Raw genomic sequence first — 17930 nt, 5'->3', positions numbered from 1 at the left:
GCTCTGGGTGCCGAAGCCTTTTCGCTGGCTTCGCCATGAGTGCGCGGGGATTGGGAGAAATTCGATTCGAGGTAGGAAATGTCCAACACAGACCGTTGGGATTTCGCACCGACTTTACGTTCACGATGGTTCTTTGCGCCATCGAAAAGGGCGGTAAGTTTGTGCCTGCTAGTGCGTGTGCAGTTGGGTTAGCGCGAAAGAGTGAGGTTCAGTCTGATGGCAAACGAAGTTGTCCCCATGACTTCATCTTGGACTAGTCAGTTTATCGATCAGCTTTCTGATCGAGAGTTTCGCCATGCCTATATGACCGATCAGGTCCGCACTCACATTGCTCTCGCCATTCGTATTTTGCGCGAGCAGGAAGGGCGCGAATGGTCACAAGCCGAATTGGGCAAGCGTTGCGATAAGCCGCAGAGTTGGATTTCAAAACTTGAAGACCCTGAGTATGGCAAGGTCTCACTCCAAACCCTGTTCGAAATTGCGGAGGCCTATGATTTGCCGCTGCTCGTCCAATTCCCAGAATGGAGCGATTGGCTACGGCGCATGAAAAATCAGTCTCGTGAAAACTTTGAGAAAAAGAGTTTTGACGCCGACTTCTTGAGCAAGTTTGCATCAACCAAGCCTGACGATTCTCTGCCTAGCTCTGCGAAGATTCACTCATTTACGAATTACGTCTCTACCGCCGCTGTAGATCAGAAGCTCAGTTTCAACGATGTCTTAAGCGCGACGGTCGCGGTTGGTTGAGATGAATTTCGAAAAGACAACGAGTCCGTATGGATTTTGCATTTTCTGCGAAGACATAAGGCAGGAAATAAACGGAAAACAAACTTATGTCGGCGTTATCGTCGGCAACGACCTGCATGTGTTCGGGGTATTGCCGGCTGCAATAGGAAAGTTCTCGATAAATGTAGCGTACCGCCAGCGCTATACAGACGGACGTGAACCTCTTGCTATTGAAGTTCACATGCCGGGCGACGATGAAGACAAGCCAACCGCTCGGGTAGACGTTTCGCTTGAAGACCTCGCCGCAAAACTGCCGCCACCTCCCACGGACATTAACGACCCATTCATGGGCGCGGCATTGAGCTTCGAATTTAACCCGCTTGAGATCAAGCAAGAGGGAAGGATTGTTGTATCTGCTGTTAAGGCCGGCAAGCGATACCGACTGGGTGGGCTTGGAATTCAGTCGCGTCCGCCGCAAGTGAAAGAGGCAGCCAACTAAGGCGGTCTGAACGAACGCGATCGTCATTTTCGCTAATTGGGACGCGTCTCCTTGAGTCCGGTTCATTCAGCCAGAACCGAAAAGGCTCTAGCCGTTATTTTCGTGCTGGCCGTCTTCGAGGGCCACGACGTTGGTCCGCTCCGCGCCGGGAGACAGGGCCGACAGCGCCTCGATCGCCTCTTCGCACCATTCCGCCACCGCCCGCTCGTGGCTCAGGCCGATGCGAAGTCCGAGCAGTTTGCCGACATCGGCCGGCGGCGCGATGCCCTGGGGGAAACGTTTGTTGAGCAGGCGCTCGTAGCGGGCGAAACGGTCGCGGTGATGTTCCAGCCGCGCCATCAGGTCGGTGCGCAACGGTTCGACGTCGACGCTGTCGAGGGCGTACAGCCGCACCAGCAGGTCGTCCTTGATCGAGGCCGGAACGCTTGGCCGGGCGGCCCAGTGCCTGAGCGCGGCCCGCCCTTCCGGCGTGAGCGTATAGACCAGCTTGTTCGGCTTGCCGGACTGCACCACCTCGCGGCCCTGGATGTGGCCGCGGTCGCGAAGCTTGGTGAGCTCGCGATAAATTTGCTGGTGGTCGGCCTTCCAGAAGAATCCAATGGAGTTGTCGAACGTCTTGGCGAGCTCATAGCCCGTCATGGGACGTTCGGTCAGGCAGGCAAGGATCGCGTCACCAAGCGCCAAGACGCCGGCCTCCGGCTTTCAGGATTGATTTGACATTATGCATAAAGTTGCATATGCGTCAACACGCATAAGCTCCGGAGAATCCCATTCCCCGGCGCCAGCCGGTCATCGCCCGCCAGAGGAGACATGATGACCATCAGCGGCCTCGACAAGTGGTACGGTTACATGAAGTCCCATGACACGGCGGCGTTGTGGGACCTGCTGCACCCGGATGCGGTGTTCGAAAGCCCGGTCGTCCACACGCCGCAGCGCGGGCGCGACATCACCTTCAAATATCTGGCGAGCGCCGAGAAGGTCCTTGGCGGCCCCGGCTTCAAATACATCGGCGAATGGCGCCGCGCTGATGGCGCAGTCCTTGAATTCGAAAACGAGATCGAGGGCATCAGGATCAACGGCGTCGACATCATCACCTTCAGCGATGACGGTAAGATCACGCACTTCAAGGTGATGGTGCGTCCGCTGAAGGGAATCAATCTGCTGCACCGCTTGATGGGGGAGCAGCTCGCCAAAGGGTGAGGAAGGCCGCGACATCTCCGGCGCCGTTTATGCCGCAATGGCTGGCGAGATATTGCCGGCCTGCTCACTCCCTAGAATCTCCGGAACCGGATAAGGTCTGCTTCCGGATCGCCACGACGAATTCATTTCAAGCGCCTTCGCCACTCTTTGCCCCTGCCGGGAGAACATCATGCCGATCTACAAAGCCCCTGTGGAAGACGTCACTTTCCTGCTCAACGACGTGTTCCAGATCGATCGCTACGACAATCTGCCCGGGTTCACCGACGCTTCCGCCGATGTGCGCGAAGCGATCTTGGGCGAGGCTGCAAAACTCTCCGAAGAGGTCTTGCAGCCCCTCAACCGCACAGGCGACCTCGAAGGCTGCAAGCGGCATGACGACGGTTCGGTGACCACGCCGAAGGGTTTTAAGGAAGCCTTCAAGCAGGTCGCCGAGGGCGGCTGGCTCGGACTGTCGGCGCCGGCGGAATATGGCGGGCAGGGGCTGCCGGTGACGCTGAGCCAGGTCGTCACCGAATTCCAGAGCGCGGCCAACATGGCGTTCTCGATGTATGGCGGCCTGACCATGGGCGCGACCGCGGCGCTGCTGGTGCATGGCAAGCCCGAGCAGAAGAAGATGTTCGTGCCGAAGATGGTGGCGGGCGAGTGGACCGGCACCATGAACCTCACCGAGCCGCAATGCGGCACCGATCTCGGCCTGTTACGCACCAAGGCGGTGAAGCAGGCCGACGGCAGCTACAAGATTTCAGGCACCAAGATCTTCATCTCGGCCGGCGAGCACGATATCGCCGAGAACATCATCCATCTGGTGCTGGCGCGCATCGAAGGCGCTCCATCAGGCATCAAGGGCGTGTCGCTGTTCGTCGTGCCGAAGGTCCTCGTCAATGCCGACGGCTCGCTGGGCGCGCGCAACGGCGTGTCCTGCGGATCGATCGAGCACAAGATGGGCATCCACGGCAACTCCACCTGCGTGATGAACTACGACAACGCCACCGGCTGGCTGATCGGCGAAGAGAACAAGGGCATGCAGGGCATGTTCGTGATGATGAATGAGGCCCGCCTCGGCGTCGCCGTGCAGGGCCTCGCGCAGTCCGAGGTCGCCTATCAGAACGCCGTCCAGTATGCGCGCGAACGCCTGCAGGGCCGCTCGCTGACCGGCGCAAAGGAACCGGACAAGGCGGCCGACCCGATCATCGTGCATCCCGACGTGCGCCGCGTGCTGCTCACCATCCGCGCCTTCAACGAGGCGGCCCGCGCCATGGTGGTGTGGACCGCGTTGAAGAGCGACGTCGCCCACCGATCCTCCGACCCGAAGGATCGTCAGGAGGCCGACGACCATATGGGCCTGATGACGCCGGTCATGAAGGGCGTGATGACCGACGTTGGATTCTCCAACGCGGTGCTGGCGCAGCAGATGTATGGCGGTCATGGCTATATCGCCGAGCACGGCATGGAGCAGTTCGTGCGCGATGCGCGCATTGCCATGCTCTATGAGGGCGCCAACGGTATTCAGGCGCTCGACCTGGTCGGCCGCAAATTGCCGCGCGACGGCGGCCGCGCCGTGATGGCGTTCTTCGCCGAGGTCGGCGCTTTCGCCAAGGAGCACGGCGGCGATGAGGCGATGAAGCCGTTCGTCACCCCGCTGTCGGCGGCGCTCGGCCATCTGCAGCAGGCCACCGGCTGGCTGATGCAGAACGCGCTGACCAAGCCCGACAATGCGGGTGCCGCCGCTACCGACTACATGCAATTGTTCGGCCTTGTCACCTTCGCCTATATGTGGGCGCGGATGGCCAAGGTAGCGCAGGACAAGATTGCGAGCAGTGGCGCCACACCCTATCTCTCCACCAAGCTGGTGACCGGCCGCTTCTTCATGGAGCGGATGTTGCCGGAAACCCACGTCCATCTTGCGCGCATCCAGACCGGCTGCGCCACCACCATGGAATTGGCGGCGGAAGCGTTCTGAGATTTTCCGCCACCTCCCTGTCCTTTCGCCTATAATATTATGATCCTCATACCAGGAGGGCGTCATGCCTGAGGCATATATCTACGATCACGTTCGTACCCCGCGCGGCCGCGGCAAGTCCGATGGCGCACTCCACGAGGTCACCGCGCTGGCGTTGGCCACCGTGCCGCTGCAGGCGCTGAAGGAACGCAACAACCTGGCCGAGGACGTGGTCGACGACGTCATCCTTGGCGTGGTCGATCCGGTCGGCGAGGCCGGAAGCGATATCGCGCGCTTTGCGGCGCTGAAGGCGGGCCTCGGCGAATCCGTTCCCGGCGTGCAGATCAGCCGCTTCTGCGCCTCCGGCCTCGATGCGGTGAATTTCGCCGCCGCCCAGATCATGGCCGGCCAGCATGAGCTCGTGATCGGCGGCGGCGCCGAATCGATGAGCCGCGTCGGCATCGGCGCTTCCGGCGGCGCCTGGCCGATGGATCCCTCTATGGCTGTACCGTCCTATTTCATGCCGCAGGGCGTCTCGGCCGACCTGATCGCCACCAAATACGGTTTTTCGCGCGACGACGTCGACGCCTATGCGGTGCAAAGCCAGCAGCGCGCCGCCAAGGCCTGGGACGAGGGCCGCTTCAACAAGTCGGTGGTGCCGGTCAAGGACATCAACGGCCTCACCATCCTGGCCAAGGACGAGCACATGCGTCCGACCACGACGATGCAGTCGCTCGGCCAGTTGCAGCCGTCATTCGTCGTCATGGGCCAGATGGGCGGCTTCGACGCGGTGGCGATCCAGTCGCATCCCGAAGTCGAGAAGATCAACTATGTGCACCACGCCGGCAATTCCTCGGGGATCGTCGACGGCGCGGGCGCGGTGCTGCTCGGCAGCAAGGAGGCCGCCGCCAAGTACGGCCTGAAGCCACGCGCAAAAATCCGCGCCTTTGCCAATATCGGCTCGGAGCCCGCGATGATGCTGACCGGTCCGGTCGACGTCACCGAAAAGCTGTTCGAGCGTTCCGGCATGAAGAAGTCGGACATCGATCTGTTCGAACTGAACGAGGCCTTCGCTTCGGTGGTGCTGCGCTACATGCAGGCCTTCGACATCGATCCTTCGAAGATCAACGTCAATGGCGGCGCGATTGCGCTCGGCCATCCGCTCGGCGCGACGGGGGCGATGATCCTCGGCACCGTGCTCGATGAACTCGAGCGCACCAACAAGTCCACCGCGCTGGTGACCTTGTGCATCGGCGGCGGCATGGGGACGGCCACGATCATCGAAAGAGTCTGAGAACGTAGGGTGGGCAAAGGCGCTCTTGCGCCGTGCCCACCATCACGAACTCCGCAAGGATTGGTGGGCACGCTGCGCTTTGCCCGCCCTACGGGATCACAATTCAACCGCCCGCGCCTGACATCGGCTGCCGGCATCGAGGGAGCAACCAACATGGCCTTCAAGAATTTCAAGCTAGAGACCGACGCCGACGGCATTGCGCTCGTCACTTGGGACATTCCCGGACGTTCGATGAACGTGCTGGACGAGACCTCGACCACCGAGCTCGAGGAGATATTGAAGCAGACCACGGCCGACGCCGCGGTAAAGGGCGTCGTCATCACTTCGAGCAAGGAAGCGTTCTGCGCCGGCGCCGACCTTTCCATGCTGGAAGGCATGAACAAGGAATACGCAAAAGTCTTCAAGCAAAAGGGCGAGGTCGCCGCAAACCAGATGCTGTTCGAGCAGAGCCGCCGCTTTTCGCTGGTGCTGCGCGGCATCGAAACCTGCGGCAAGCCGTGGGCGGCCGCGATCAACGGGCTGGCGCTCGGCGGCGGTTTCGAGGTGACGCTGTGCTGCCACTACCGCGTCGCGGCTGAAAATCCCAAGACGCGCCTCGGCCTGCCCGAGGTGAAGGTCGGCCTGTTCCCCGGCGCCGGCGGCACCCAGCGCGTGCCGCGCCTCGTGCCGCCGCAGGATGCGATGACGATCCTGCTCAAGGGCGATCCGGTCACGGTCGACAAGGCCAAGGCGCTCAATCTGATCCACGCCATCGTGCCGGCGGCCGATCTGGTCAAGGCGGCCAAGGACTGGATCAAGGGCGGCGGCAAGGCCGTGGCGCCCTGGGACGAGAAGGGTTTCAAGCTACCGGGCGGACCGGTGTTCTCCAAGAATGGCATGATGATGTTCCCGGCCGGCAACGCCATCTATCGCCGCGAGACCTACGACAACTACCCGGCGGCGCGCGCCATCATGAGCTGCGTCTACGAGGGCCTGCAGTTGCCGATCGACGCCGCGCTGCGCGTCGAGTCGCGTTACTTCACAAAAGTGCTGCGCTCCAAGGAAGCCGCGGCGATGATCCGCAGCCTGTTCCTGTCGATGCAGGAACTGAACAAGGGCGCCCGGCGTCCGCAAAACGTGCCGCCGACCAGGATCAAGAAGGTCGCCGTGATCGGCGCCGGCTTCATGGGCGCCAGCGTCGGCTATGTCTCGGCCCGCGCCGGCCTCGACGTGGTGCTGATCGACCGCGACCAGGAAAGCGCCGACAAGGGCAAGGCGCATGCGCAGAAGGTGATCGACGAGCAGGTCGCCAAGGGCCGCGCCAAGGCCGGTGACCGCGACGCGCTGCTGGCGCGCATCACGCCGACCGCTGACTACGCCACGCTCGGGGATTGCGACCTCGTCATCGAGGCCGTGTTCGAGGATCGCAAGGTCAAGGCCGAGACCTTTGCCAAGGCGCAGCAGTACCTCAAGTCGGACGCGATCTTCGCCTCCAACACCTCGACGCTGCCGATCACGTCGCTGGCCGAAAGCTTCAAGGAGCAGGGCAAGTTCGTCGGCATCCACTTCTTCTCGCCGGTCGAGAAGATGATGCTGGTGGAAATCATCCTTGGCAAGAACACCGGCGACGTAGCCCTCGCCGCCGCGCTCGACTATGTGCGGGTGATCGGCAAGACGCCGATCGTCGTCAATGACTCCCGCGGCTTCTACGCCAACCGCTGCGTCGGCCGTTACATCGCCGAAGGCAACGAAATGTTCCTGGAAGGCGTGCCGCCGGCGATGATCGAGAACTGCGCCAAGATGGCCGGCATGCCGGTCGGCCCGCTGTCGCTGTCGGATGAAGTCGCCCTCGACCTCGGCCTCAAGGTCATCAAGGCGACGGAGGCCGATCTCGGTCCCAATTCCATCAACCCGGATCAGAAGAAGCTGATGGTGGAACTGGTCGAGAAGCAGGGCCGCTTGGGGCGCAAGAACAGCAAGGGTTTTTACGACTATCCCGAGAAGGGCAAGGGCCAGAAGAGCCTGTGGGCGGGGCTATCAGCGCTGCAGCCCAAGCAACTCGATCCGGATACGCTCGACATCGAGGAGCTGAAGCAGCGTTTTCTGGTGGTGCAGGCGGTGGAAGCCGCGCGCACGGTCGAGGATCACGTCATCACCGATCCGCGCGAGGCCGATGTCGGCTCGATCCTTGGCTTCGGCTTTGCGCCGTTCACCGGCGGCACGCTGTCCTATATCGACTTCATGGGCACGCGGAAGTTCGTCGAACTCTGCCACAGGCTGGAAGCCAAATACGGCTCGCGCTTCACCCCGCCGAAACTCCTGGAAGACATGGCGGCGAGCGGCGAGACCTTCTACGGCCGCTTCCCGCCGAAGAAGCAGGCGGCGTAAGTCGCGGTCTATCGTCGTCCCTGCGAACGCAGGGACCCATACCGCGTGATCTGTCGATAAGGCGTGTTGGTCGACGCCTTCGGCAAACAACAACTCCCTGTGGTTATGGGTCCCTGCGTTCGCAGGGACGACCACTGGAGAGAGTGACACGAACAAAAAGGGCCGGATCGTCGATCCGGCCCTTTCGCATTCCCGTGGATGAAAGCTTACGCCGCCTTCAGCAGCCCTTCCTTGGTCATCGCTTCCTGCACCATCGGCCGCGCAGCGATGCGGGCCTTGTAGGCCAGGAGGGTCGGCAGGTCGGAGAGATCGAACTTGAGCCGATCGGTCGCCCACATCAGCATGGTGAACAGATAGCCGTCGGCGACGGTGAACTGCTTACCCATCAGGTAGTCGCGTCCGGCAAGCGCCGTTTCCAGATACTTGAACTTGCTCATCGCGCGATCCTTGAAGAAGCCCTTGGCCTCCTCGGCGAGCAGCGGAGAGAACATCGGTCCGAGGTTCTTGTGCAACTCGGTCGTGATGTAGTTCAGCCATTCGAGCAGCCTGTAGCGCTCGTCCGAATCGCGGGCCGGCGCCAGATTCTTGCCTGCCTTGTCGGCGATCATCTGGACGATGATCGGGCCCTCGGTGACCAGTTCGCCGGATTCCAGCGCTAGCACCGGCACCTGGCCCTTCGGATTGACCTTCAAAAAGTCGTCACCGTTCTCCAGCTTCTTGGCGCGCAGGTCGACTTTGACCAGGTCATGGGGCAGACCGGCCTCGAGAAGCGCGATATGGGGGGATAGCGAGCAGGCGCCTGGCGTATAATACAATTTCATCGGATTTCCTTCTCTCGCATTTATTGGCAGACTGACTAAATGCATCTGCATGGAATAGTCAAGATTGATGCACCTGCATTTAGTGCGGTACACTGATCTGTGACAGACACGGACTGGATGATGAAACGCAAACCATCGACCGAGGCGACAGCCGCCTGGATCCGCCTGATGCGGGTGCAGAGCCGGGTACTCGATGCCGTCGAGCAGGATTTGAAGAAAGCGGGCTTTCCGCCGCTGGCCTGGTATGACGCGCTGCTGGAACTGTCGCGCGCGCCGTCCGGCGAGATGCGCCCGGTGGAACTGGAAAAGCAGATGCTGATCCCGCAATATTCCACCTCCCGGCTGATCGACCGCCTGGTCGACGAGGGCCTGGCGGCGCGGCGCGAGTGCAAGATCGACAAACGCGGCCAGTTCGTCGAGATCACGGAAGCCGGGCGCGAGCTGCAGAAGAAAATGTGGAGCGCCTATTCGGCGGCGATCGAAAAGCACGTAGGCTCCAAACTGTCCGATGCCGACGCCATGAAGCTTTGCGGTCTGCTCGACCGGCTGGGCTGCTCCTGCTCCGACGTCAAGGCGGCTGCTGCCCGCGACGGCGTGCCGGCGCGATGATAATCCTGACACGTTTCGTTGATGCGGACGACGCCGTCCGCATTCCCTTGGCCACACGGCGCGTTCGGTCGAATCGCCAGATATCCGGATTTTTTCATGGCGCGTGACCAGATCGATATGACTCCGCTGCAATCGCGTGACGAACTCGTCGCGTGGCTCGAAGCCGGCATCAAGCCGCCGTCCGAGTTCCGCATCGGCACCGAGCACGAGAAAACCCCGTTCACGCTGGAGGGCCGTCAGCCCGTGCCATATGAGGGAGCGCGCGGCATCGGCGCGCTGCTCGAAGGTATGCAACTCCTGCTCGGCTGGGAGCCGATCATGGAGCGCGGCAACATCATCGGGCTTTACGACGTCACCGGGGGCGGCGCGATTTCGCTTGAGCCCGGCGGCCAATTTGAGCTGTCCGGCGCGCCGGTCGAAACTGTGCACCAGACCCAAGCCGAACTGATGGCGCATCTGGCGCAGGTGCGCGAGATCGCGACGCCCTTGGGCATCGGCTTTCTCGGGCTCGGCATGACGCCGTCCTGGTCGCGGGAGCAGATTCCCGTGATGCCCAAGGGCCGCTACAAGATCATGACCAACTACATGCCGAAGGTAGGGCAATACGGCATCGACATGATGTACCGGACCTGCACGGTGCAGACCAATCTCGACTTCTCCTCGGAAGCCGACATGGTCAAGAAGCTGCGCGTGTCGATCGCGCTGCAGCCGGTGGCGACCGCCCTGTTTGCCAATTCGCCCTTCACCGAAGGCAAGCCCAATGGCTTCCTGTCGTTCCGCTCCGAGATCTGGCGCGACACGGATAATGCGCGCTCCGGCATGTTGCCGTGGGTGTTCGAGGACGGCATGGGGTTCGAGCGCTGGGTCGACTACGCGCTCGACGTACCCATGTACTTCGTCAAGCGCGGCGAGAGCTATATCGATGTCGCCGGCTCGTCGTTCCGCGCCTTCTTCGAGGGCCGCAACAATTCGCTTCCCGGCGAGCGTCCGACGTTGTCGGACTGGGCCAACCATCTGTCGACGATCTTCCCGGAAGTACGCCTCAAGCGGTATCTGGAAATGCGTGGCGCCGACGGTGTGCCGTGGGGCCGGCTGCCGGCGCTGCCGGCGTTCTGGGTCGGACTGCTGTATGACGACGAAAGCCTGAACGCGGCCTGGGATCTGGTCCGCCACTGGACCGCGGCCGAGCGTCAGGCATTGCGCGACGACGTGCCGCGCTTCGGCTTCAAGGCCAGGATCCGGGATCGCTATCTGTTCGAAATCGCCCGGGACTGCCTGAAGCTGTCGCATGCCGGCTTGCGGCGGCGTGGCCGCATCGATCAACTCGGCCGCGATGAGAGCCGCCACCTCGAACCGCTGGAGCGCATCCTCGAAGCGGGCCGCACGCCGGCGGAAGAAATGCTGGACAAATTCAACGGTGAGTGGGGCGGTTCCGTGGAGCCCGTCTATCAGGAATACGCGTTTTAACTTAACGGGTTGCTTAACCTTTGGGCCGTTCATCCACCGTACAGGTTGATGGCGCTCAAATGACGGCCGGATGCAGCATGATCTCCGCGCAAACGCGTTTTCGCGTTTGTCGCGAGGGAAGGCCGGTGCCGGTTTTCCCTCGCGGAAATCATGCTCGAATCAAGGGGCTGGGGCGGGATGGCTTTTCGAAGGAAAGCCGTCCCGCGCTGGAAACGCGTGCTCGAAAGCAACCCGCAAATGGGGACTGTTCGCCTGTTCAGGGCATGTATGGTGACGCTCGCCTTTTTGGCGGCGGCCGTAGGCGCGCGCCCGGCGCTGGCGCAGGCCAATTTCGACCGTCCCGGCGGCGATTATCTCAGTGCGCCCGTGATCTCGGGCGATCCGGCGGAATGCGCGCTGGTGTGCGAGCGCGACCGCCGCTGCCGGGCCTGGACCTTCAGCTATCCGACCGACCTGGTCAAAGGCGCGGTGTGCTGGCTCAAGAGCAACGTGCCGCCGCGGGTGCAGAGCGATTGCTGTGTCACCGGCGTGCGCGGCGCCGGCGTGGTCGAGCGGCGCAACGAGACAATCGAAACCTCGATCGACCGCTTCGGCGGCGACTACAAGAGTTTTGATCTCAAGAGCAGCAACGGCGGCGACGACGCCTGCAAGGCCGCCTGTGCCGCCGACAACAAATGCCGCGCCTGGACCTATGCGCGACCAGGCTACGCCGGCAAGGAGGCGCACTGCTTCCTGAAGAAGGACATCAAGCCGCCGCGGCGCAAGGCGGGGTTTACCTCGGGCGTGGTGCGGTAGGGGCTTGCACAAAATCGTAGCCCGGACGAGCGAAGCGACATCCGGGGACAGTGTCGCAACGGATACAGTTTTCCCGGATTTCGCTCGTCCGGGCTACAGTGTTGTCCTTATCGCACTTCTGCCCGCGTCGCCGGCTTCGGCGCAACCGTCTTCGGTATGGAGGCGGTCGGCAGTTCGACGTCGCGTCTTGTTTCGGGAAGCGGCGCGTTGGCCGCGACCATCTCGGCACTGACCGGCGCCACCTTCATTTCGCCGAGCCGCGCGCGGACGTCCGCCGTGAGGCCGGGATAGGCAGCGACGGGGGTGAATTCCGCCGTCTGGTCGGCCCCTAAGCGAACGCCGGTATAGGCCACCAGGCCGTCGGTGGTGGCGACGACGTCGCCGGAGCGCAGCGAGGTATCGAGCGTGAGATCGACCGGCGCCAGCCCCGACGGGCTCCTGCCGTTGCAGGTGCAGTCGGCGCGTAGCGCCTTGCGATAGGCATAGGCGTTTTCGCTGTCGGCATAGCGCTCGCCATTAGCAGCGGCAGCGCTGTCGATGTTGCTGCCGTAAAACACCTTGGTGACGCTCGCCGGGCAGAAGGCCTGGCAGGTCTGAACCGGCGTGGCGTTGCCGCGCATGGTCAGCGGAAAATATTTGCCGTCGCAGCTTCGCACGCAGAAGGCAGGTCCGGAGCCCGCGACGCGCGCTGCGGGCGCCGGATGCGCCGGTTGATTGGTGCCGAACGGATCGGCGAAGAAGTTCGCCTGCGCGGGGGCCTGCCGCGCCTGTTTCTGGACGCCGCCGAACAGGAAATCGAACAGACCTTCGGCGGAGACGCTGCCGGGTGCCAGCGCAAGCGAGCCCGCAAGGGTGGCGGCGGTCACAAATGCCGCGCGGCGCCGCACGCGCGAAAAAGCCAACTCTGTACGCAACGCCAACTCCACCCAACGCAACAAACGCGCTGAAGCGCTATCGGCTTCAGTTCGGGTAACCTTAACGGGGGATGGTAAATGAGCTTTTACCCGGGGGCGGGAACGCGGAAAAGAAATGCTCTCTCCGTCATGGCCGGGCTTGACCCGGCCATCCACGTCTTCCTGCCGCAGCACCGCTAAGACGTGGATGCCCGGGACAAGCCCGGGCATGACGGTGATATGTGCGAAAGAGCTGGAGATCACCCCTTCAAGAATTCACCGGCCTTGTAGAGTGAACGAAACTCCAGGCCGGCTTCCGCGAACGTTTCGGTCGCGCCTTCCTCGCGGTCCACCATGGTGAGGACCAGCACGATCTCGCCGCCGGCGTCGCGCACGGCTTCAACGGCTTTCAGCGCCGAGCCGCCGGTCGTGGTGACGTCCTCGACGATGACGATGCGCTTGCCCTGCAAGGTCTCGCCCTTGGCGAGACCCTCCACCGCGAGGCGGGCGCCGTGCTCCTTCGGCTTCTTGCGCACGAAGAAGGCGGCGATCGGGTGCCCCTTGATCCAGGAGAGCTGCGCGATCGCGCCCGCCAGTGGCACTGCGCCCATCTCCAGCCCGCCGACGAAATCGAGATTGTCGTCCTTCAGCGCCTCATAGGTCAGTTCGGCCAGCAGCGCGGCGCCCTCGGGGTCGAGCATGGTCGGCTTGAGGTTGAAGTAGAAGTCGCTCTTGCGGCCCGAGGCCAGCGTGATCTCGCCGCGCCCGAACGAACGCTTGCGGATGATCTCGGCGAGACGGGCGCGGGAGGCGGATTTGGACAAGGCGGTTTCCTAAGGCGTTTCAGGCGGGCGCAATCTATCGACGCTTCCCCGGACATTCCAGCGCCGATCTCGTGCCGTCAACAGTGGCGCATGCGTCCTGCTTTCGCAGGGGCCCCCCGTGGAAAGCGCGGGTTGTAAGGCCCGGAGGTTCCGGGGTACGGAGACCCAAGCCTTTGTGGGGAAAACCGAATGACGATCGAACTGCACACCTGGAACACGCCGAACGGCCGCAAGATCTCGGTCGCGCTGGAGGAAATGGGGCTGCCCTACAAGGTGATCCCGGTGAACATCACCAAGGGCGAGCAGATGGCGCCCGGTTTCCTCAAGATCAGCCCGAACAACAAGATTCCCGCGATCGTCGATCCCGACGGCCCCGGCGGCAAGCCGGTCGGCATCTTCGAGTCCGGCGCGATCCTGCTCTATCTCGGCGAGAAAACCGGCAAGTTCCTGCCAAAACCGCTGGCCGAGCGTATCCCGGTCTATGAATGGCTGATGTGGCAGATGGGCGGCTTTGGCCCGATGCCGGGCCAGGTGCACCATTTCATCGCGCTGGAGAACGAAACCGACCGCGCCTATGGCCTCAAGCGCTACATGGCTGAGACGCGTCGGCTCTATGGTGTGCTGGACCGGCGGCTGGAAGGCCGTGAATTCGTCGCCGACGCCCTGTCGGTTGCCGATTTCGCCATCCTCGGCTGGGCCTGGCGCCACCCGCGCCACAAGGTGGAGCTGAAGGATTTTCCGAACGTCGAGCGCTGGTACAACGCGCTGATGGCCCGCCCCGCCACCAAGCGCGGCATGGAAGCGAAGCTGGATTGATTTTTCTTCCCTTCTCCCCTTGTGGGAGAAGGTGGCGCGAAGCGCCGGATGAGGGGTTCTCTCAACGAGCAGGACTCGCGGTGACAGACCCCTCACCCGTCTCGAATGAGCTTCGCTCATTCGATCCCTCTCCCACAAGGGGAGAGGGGAAGAAGTTCACGCCCGCTTCGCCTCGAACGCCATCCTCACCGCAAGCCCGGCCAGCACGGTGCCCATCAGCCCGCGCTGCACCAAGAGCCAGCTTGGCCGCGTGCCGAGAAAGCGCGCGATCGATCCGGCGGCGAGCGCGATCATGGCGTTGACGCTGACGCTGATGACGATCTGGATCGCGCCCAGCGCCAGCGCCAGCGACTGCGTCAGCACGCTGCCGACCTCCTTGGCTGAAGTGTTGCGACGACCGGTTGAATCCGCCCAGTACGCCGCGGCCCAGCCGATGAAGCGTAGTCAATGCGGCACGAGCTGCCCCTCACACTTCGTGCTCTGGAATACTGGATCGCCCGGTCGCGGTTGATGACAGAGCAACTCAATGCGCCTCGTCCCAGTTGTTCGCGGCCCGCGCATCCACCTGCAGCGGCAGCGACAGCACCACCGCGGGGAACGGTGCGTCCTGCATCACGTGCTGCACCACCGGCAGCGTCGCCGCCACCTCGTTGTCGGGCACCTCGAAGATCAGTTCGTCATGCACCTGCAGCAGCATCTGCGCCGATAGTTTCTTCTCCGCCAGCGCGTCTTCCATCCGGATCATGGCGCGGCGGATGATGTCGGCGGCGGTGCCTTGCAGGCGCGCATTGATCGACGCGCGCTCGTTGAAGGAGCGGACCGACGCGTTGGAGGCCTTGATGTCGGGGTAGTACATCTTCCGCCCAAACAGCGTCGTGACATAGCCGTTGCTGCGGCAGAAATCCCGCGTCTCATCCATATAGGCGCGGATGCCGGGGAATCGTTCAAAATATTTCTTGATGTAGGCGGAGGCTTCCTCGCGGGCGATGCCGAGCTGGTTGGCGAGGCCGAACGCCGAGATGCCGTAGATGATGCCGAAATTGATCGCTTTGGCGCGGCGGCGCACCTCGCCCGGCATGTCCTTGATCGGTACGCCGAACATTTCGGATGCCGTCATGGCGTGAATATCGAGCCCGTCGCGGAACGCCTGCTTCAGCACGGGGATGTCGGCGATCTCGGCCAATAGCCGCAATTCGATCTGCGAATAGTCCGCCGACACCAGCTTGTGGCCGGGCGTCGCGATAAAGGCGCGGCGGATCTTGCGGCCGTCCTCGGTACGTACAGGGATGTTCTGCAAATTGGGCTCGTTCGACGACAGCCGCCCCGTGGTGGTCGCAGCCAGCGCGTAGGTGGTGTGCACGCGATGGGTCTGCGGATGCACGTAATTCGGCAGCGCGTCGGTATAGGTCGATTTCAGTTTCGACACCTGCCGCCATTCCAGGATCTTCTTCGGGAACTCATGGCCCTGTTCGGCGAGCTCGTCGAGGATCTGCGCCGAGGTCGACCACGCGCCGGTCTTGGTCTTGGTGCCGCCGGGTATCCCCATCTTGCCGAAGATGATGTCGCCGATCTGCTTGGGGCTGCCGACATTGATCGGCTCGCCCGCGATCTGTTGAAGTTCGGCCTCGACGCGCGCCGCGGTCTGGGCGAAATCGCCCGACAGCCGCGACAGCACCTGCCGATCGATCGAGATGCCGCGACGTTCCATCCGCGCCAGCACGCTGACCAGCGGCCGCTCCAGGGTCTCATAGACCGTTGTCATGTGCTCGGCGGCGAGCCGCGGCTTCAGCACGCGGTGCAGCCTCAAGATCACGTCGGCGCTTTCGGCCGAATAGGCGGTCGCCCTGTCGATTGCGACCTGGTCGAACGTGAGCTTGCTCTTGCCGTTGCCAATTAGCTCGCTTTCGCCGATCACGGCATGACCAAACCATCGCTCGGCCAGCGACCCCAGCGCATGTGAGTTGCGTCCGGCGTCGAGCGCGTACGACATCAATTGCGCGTCGTCGACGTTGCACAGGGTGATGCCATGCTGCGCCAGCATCACGGCGTTGAACTTGATGTCGAAGCCGATCTTGAGAATGCCTGATGATTCCAGGAGCGGCTGCAGCGCCGCCAACGCCTCAGCGGCCGTGATCTGGTCCGGTGCGAGGCCGGCATCGAACAGGCCTGCGCCGCCGCCGGACTGCTTGTGGGCGAGCGGCACATAGCAGGCGTCGTTCGGCGCCAGCGCTAGCGCGATGCCGCAGATGTCGGCCTGCATCGGATCGTCGGAGTTCGATTTGGCGTCGATCGCGAAGATGCCTGCGTCGTAGGCGCGCGCGATCCAGGCCTTGAGTTCGTCGAGGCTGCGGATAGTCTGGTATTTGCTGCGGTCGACCGGCAGTTTTCGCGCGGCTTCGGCGCGGGCGGCGGCGAGCGAGATCGGCGTGCCCTTGTGGCTCGCGGCCTTGTCCTGCTTGTCGGCGCCGGGCGCAGTGCCGGCTTTGCCTGCAGGCGGACTATCAAATAGCGTCGCGCCCTCGGCATATCCTTCCGGTTTCTTGCCGGAAGGCGGAACTGCGAAAACGCTGGCGCCGCTCTTGTTTCCGGCATCCGGCTCGATATCGGCGGGATCAACCTGCGAATATTCGGCGACACGGCGGGTGAGGGTGGAGAACTCCATCGCTTTCAGGAACGCGATCAGCTTGCGCGCATCAGGCTCGTGCACCGCGAGGTCATCGAGCGGCACTTCGAGATCGACCTTGTCGTCGAGCAGCACGAGCTGCCGTGAAATCCGCGCCTTCTCGGCATTCTCGATCAGCGCCTCGCGCCGCTTCGGCTGCTTGATCTCGCCGGCGCGGAACAACAGTTGTTCCAGATCGCCATACTCGATGATCAATTGCGCCGCGGTCTTGACGCCAATGCCCGGTACGCCGGGCACGTTGTCGGTGGAATCGCCGGCCAGCGCCTGCACCTCGACCACCTTCTCCGGCGGCACGCCGAATTTCTCGATCACCTCGGCAATGCCGATCCGGCGGTCCTTCATGGTGTCGTACATGGTGACGCAATCGGTCACGAGCTGCATCAGGTCCTTGTCCGAGGACACGATGGTGGCGGTGGCGCCGCGCTCGCAGGCAATGCGGACATAGGTCGCGATCAAATCGTCGGCCTCGAAGCCGACCTGTTCCAGGCAGGGCAGGTCGAACGCGCGCACCGCCTCGCGGATCAGCGCGAATTGCGGAATCAGATCGTCCGGCGCCGGCGGCCGGTGCGCCTTGTAATCGGGATAGAGCTTGTTGCGGAACGTGATCTCGGACTTGTCGAACACGATCGCCAGATGCGTCGGCCGGTTATCCTCGGGCATCTCGCGGAGCAGCTTCCACAGCATGTTGCAGAAGCCGAGCACGGCATTCACCTGCAGCCCGTCGGACTTGCGGTTTAGCGGCGGCAGCGCGTGATAGGCGCGGAAAATGTAGGAGGAACCGTCGACCAGGAACACATGGTCGCCCTTGCCGGGATTTTTGGCTGGCGCCTTGGCAGGGGTTTTGGCGGCGGGAGCGGGTTTCGTGGCGGCTTTGGGGGCTGATTTCGGCATGGCCGAAATTTAGGGATTTTTGCGCGGATTGACAGCCTTGGGAGGTGGATTTTGAGCCCAATACACACCCGTCATCACCCGTCATCACCCGCCTTCTGTTTAGCCCGGA

At 62.8% G+C, this 17930-nt stretch carries 15 protein-coding genes and 1 pseudogene; 10 read left to right on the top strand and 6 right to left on the bottom strand.

The window, feature by feature from the left end; translation table 11 throughout:
- Positions 1 to 216 precede the first annotated feature (216 nt).
- Together V1293_RS20755 and V1293_RS20750 are read left to right on the top strand one after the other, a co-directional pair.
- Entirely contained in the window at positions 217 to 744 is a 528-nt protein-coding gene (locus V1293_RS20755; RefSeq protein ID WP_334511780.1) for a helix-turn-helix domain-containing protein, read from the top strand.
- A gap of 1 nt (position 745) precedes the next feature.
- Complete coding sequence (locus tag V1293_RS20750) at positions 746 to 1222, top strand: hypothetical protein (RefSeq protein WP_334511778.1); 477 nt, start codon at positions 746 to 748, stop codon at positions 1220 to 1222.
- An 87-nt stretch (positions 1223 to 1309) separates the two neighbouring features.
- Here V1293_RS20750 and V1293_RS20745 read toward each other — a convergent pair whose 3' ends face one another.
- On the bottom strand, positions 1310 to 1906 hold the full coding sequence (locus V1293_RS20745) for a PadR family transcriptional regulator (RefSeq protein WP_334511776.1): 597 nt from the start codon (positions 1904 to 1906) through the stop codon (positions 1310 to 1312).
- Between the two features lie 129 nt (positions 1907 to 2035).
- Between V1293_RS20745 and V1293_RS20740 the strand changes: the two genes are divergently transcribed.
- The 4 genes from V1293_RS20740 (at position 2036) to V1293_RS20725 (ending at position 8022) form a co-directional block, all read left to right on the top strand.
- A complete protein-coding gene (locus V1293_RS20740) occupies positions 2036 to 2422 on the top strand; it encodes a nuclear transport factor 2 family protein (protein ID WP_334511774.1) in 387 nt (128 codons plus the stop codon).
- Between the two features lie 169 nt (positions 2423 to 2591).
- Positions 2592 to 4382 carry an acyl-CoA dehydrogenase C-terminal domain-containing protein gene (locus tag V1293_RS20735; protein ID WP_334511772.1) on the top strand — a complete coding sequence of 597 codons (1791 nt, stop codon included), beginning with the start codon at positions 2592 to 2594 and terminating at the stop codon, positions 4380 to 4382.
- Between the two features lie 64 nt (positions 4383 to 4446).
- Positions 4447 to 5655 carry an acetyl-CoA C-acetyltransferase gene (locus V1293_RS20730; protein ID WP_334511770.1) on the top strand — a complete coding sequence of 403 codons (1209 nt, stop codon included), beginning with the start codon at positions 4447 to 4449 and terminating at the stop codon, positions 5653 to 5655.
- Positions 5656 to 5808: 153 nt separating this feature from the next.
- Positions 5809 to 8022, top strand: coding sequence for an FAD-dependent oxidoreductase (locus V1293_RS20725; protein WP_334511769.1), 2214 nt, complete (start codon positions 5809 to 5811; stop codon positions 8020 to 8022).
- A 206-nt stretch (positions 8023 to 8228) separates the two neighbouring features.
- Here V1293_RS20725 and gstA read toward each other — a convergent pair whose 3' ends face one another.
- Complete coding sequence (gene gstA / locus V1293_RS20720; RefSeq protein WP_334511767.1) at positions 8229 to 8843, bottom strand: glutathione transferase GstA; 615 nt, start codon at positions 8841 to 8843, stop codon at positions 8229 to 8231.
- Between the two features lie 120 nt (positions 8844 to 8963).
- On the opposite strand from gstA, the gene V1293_RS20715 reads away from it, so the two are divergent.
- The 3 genes from V1293_RS20715 (at position 8964) to V1293_RS20705 (ending at position 11714) form a co-directional block, all read left to right on the top strand.
- A complete protein-coding gene (locus V1293_RS20715; RefSeq protein ID WP_212422353.1) occupies positions 8964 to 9452 on the top strand; it encodes a MarR family winged helix-turn-helix transcriptional regulator in 489 nt (162 codons plus the stop codon).
- A gap of 96 nt (positions 9453 to 9548) precedes the next feature.
- On the top strand, positions 9549 to 10919 hold the full coding sequence (locus V1293_RS20710) for a glutamate--cysteine ligase (protein ID WP_334511766.1): 1371 nt from the start codon (positions 9549 to 9551) through the stop codon (positions 10917 to 10919).
- A 267-nt stretch (positions 10920 to 11186) separates the two neighbouring features.
- Entirely contained in the window at positions 11187 to 11714 is a 528-nt protein-coding gene (locus V1293_RS20705) for a PAN domain-containing protein (protein WP_334516819.1), read from the top strand.
- A gap of 107 nt (positions 11715 to 11821) precedes the next feature.
- Here V1293_RS20705 and V1293_RS20700 read toward each other — a convergent pair whose 3' ends face one another.
- Positions 11822 to 12628, bottom strand: a complete 807-nt coding sequence (locus V1293_RS20700) for a DUF2865 domain-containing protein (protein ID WP_334511765.1) — start codon at positions 12626 to 12628, stop codon at positions 11822 to 11824.
- 239 nt (positions 12629 to 12867) lie between these two features.
- Positions 12868 to 13431, bottom strand: a complete 564-nt coding sequence (pyrE, locus tag V1293_RS20695; protein WP_212422228.1) for an orotate phosphoribosyltransferase — start codon at positions 13429 to 13431, stop codon at positions 12868 to 12870.
- A 189-nt stretch (positions 13432 to 13620) separates the two neighbouring features.
- On the opposite strand from pyrE, the gene V1293_RS20690 reads away from it, so the two are divergent.
- Positions 13621 to 14247 (top strand): glutathione S-transferase family protein, encoded by a 627-nt coding sequence (locus V1293_RS20690; protein WP_247834161.1) that lies wholly within the window; start codon positions 13621 to 13623, stop codon positions 14245 to 14247.
- A gap of 156 nt (positions 14248 to 14403) precedes the next feature.
- On the opposite strand, the pseudogene V1293_RS20685 reads toward V1293_RS20690, so the two are convergent.
- Positions 14404 to 14616, bottom strand: a pseudogene (locus V1293_RS20685) (LysE family translocator); the annotation flags it as partial.
- Positions 14617 to 14770: 154 nt separating this feature from the next.
- Positions 14771 to 17821, bottom strand: a complete 3051-nt coding sequence (gene polA, locus V1293_RS20680) for a DNA polymerase I (RefSeq protein WP_334511763.1) — start codon at positions 17819 to 17821, stop codon at positions 14771 to 14773.
- Positions 17822 to 17930 lie beyond the last annotated feature (109 nt).

It is taken from the genome of Bradyrhizobium sp. AZCC 1693, from assembly GCF_036924745.1.
GTDB lineage: Bacteria > Pseudomonadota > Alphaproteobacteria > Rhizobiales > Xanthobacteraceae > Bradyrhizobium.
This window is presented reverse-complemented; position numbering and strand designations above follow the sequence as displayed.

What these genes read in the sequence shown, in the direction of transcription:
- V1293_RS20755 (WP_334511780.1), top strand. Translation starts at nt 217, where the DNA reads ATGGCAAACGAAGTTGTCCCCATGACTTCATCTTGGACTAGTCAGTTT.
- V1293_RS20750 (WP_334511778.1), top strand. Translation starts at nt 746, where the DNA reads ATGAATTTCGAAAAGACAACGAGTCCGTATGGATTTTGCATTTTCTGC.
- V1293_RS20740 (WP_334511774.1), top strand. Translation starts at nt 2,036, where the DNA reads ATGACCATCAGCGGCCTCGACAAGTGGTACGGTTACATGAAGTCCCAT.
- V1293_RS20735 (WP_334511772.1), top strand. Translation starts at nt 2,592, where the DNA reads ATGCCGATCTACAAAGCCCCTGTGGAAGACGTCACTTTCCTGCTCAAC.
- V1293_RS20730 (WP_334511770.1), top strand. Translation starts at nt 4,447, where the DNA reads ATGCCTGAGGCATATATCTACGATCACGTTCGTACCCCGCGCGGCCGC.
- V1293_RS20725 (WP_334511769.1), top strand. Translation starts at nt 5,809, where the DNA reads ATGGCCTTCAAGAATTTCAAGCTAGAGACCGACGCCGACGGCATTGCG.
- gstA (WP_334511767.1), bottom strand. Translation starts at nt 8,843, where the DNA reads ATGAAATTGTATTATACGCCAGGCGCCTGCTCGCTATCCCCCCATATC.
- V1293_RS20715 (WP_212422353.1), top strand. Translation starts at nt 8,964, where the DNA reads ATGAAACGCAAACCATCGACCGAGGCGACAGCCGCCTGGATCCGCCTG.
- V1293_RS20710 (WP_334511766.1), top strand. Translation starts at nt 9,549, where the DNA reads ATGGCGCGTGACCAGATCGATATGACTCCGCTGCAATCGCGTGACGAA.
- V1293_RS20705 (WP_334516819.1), top strand. Translation starts at nt 11,187, where the DNA reads ATGGTGACGCTCGCCTTTTTGGCGGCGGCCGTAGGCGCGCGCCCGGCG.
- V1293_RS20690 (WP_247834161.1), top strand. Translation starts at nt 13,621, where the DNA reads ATGACGATCGAACTGCACACCTGGAACACGCCGAACGGCCGCAAGATC.
- polA (WP_334511763.1), bottom strand. Translation starts at nt 17,821, where the DNA reads ATGCCGAAATCAGCCCCCAAAGCCGCCACGAAACCCGCTCCCGCCGCC.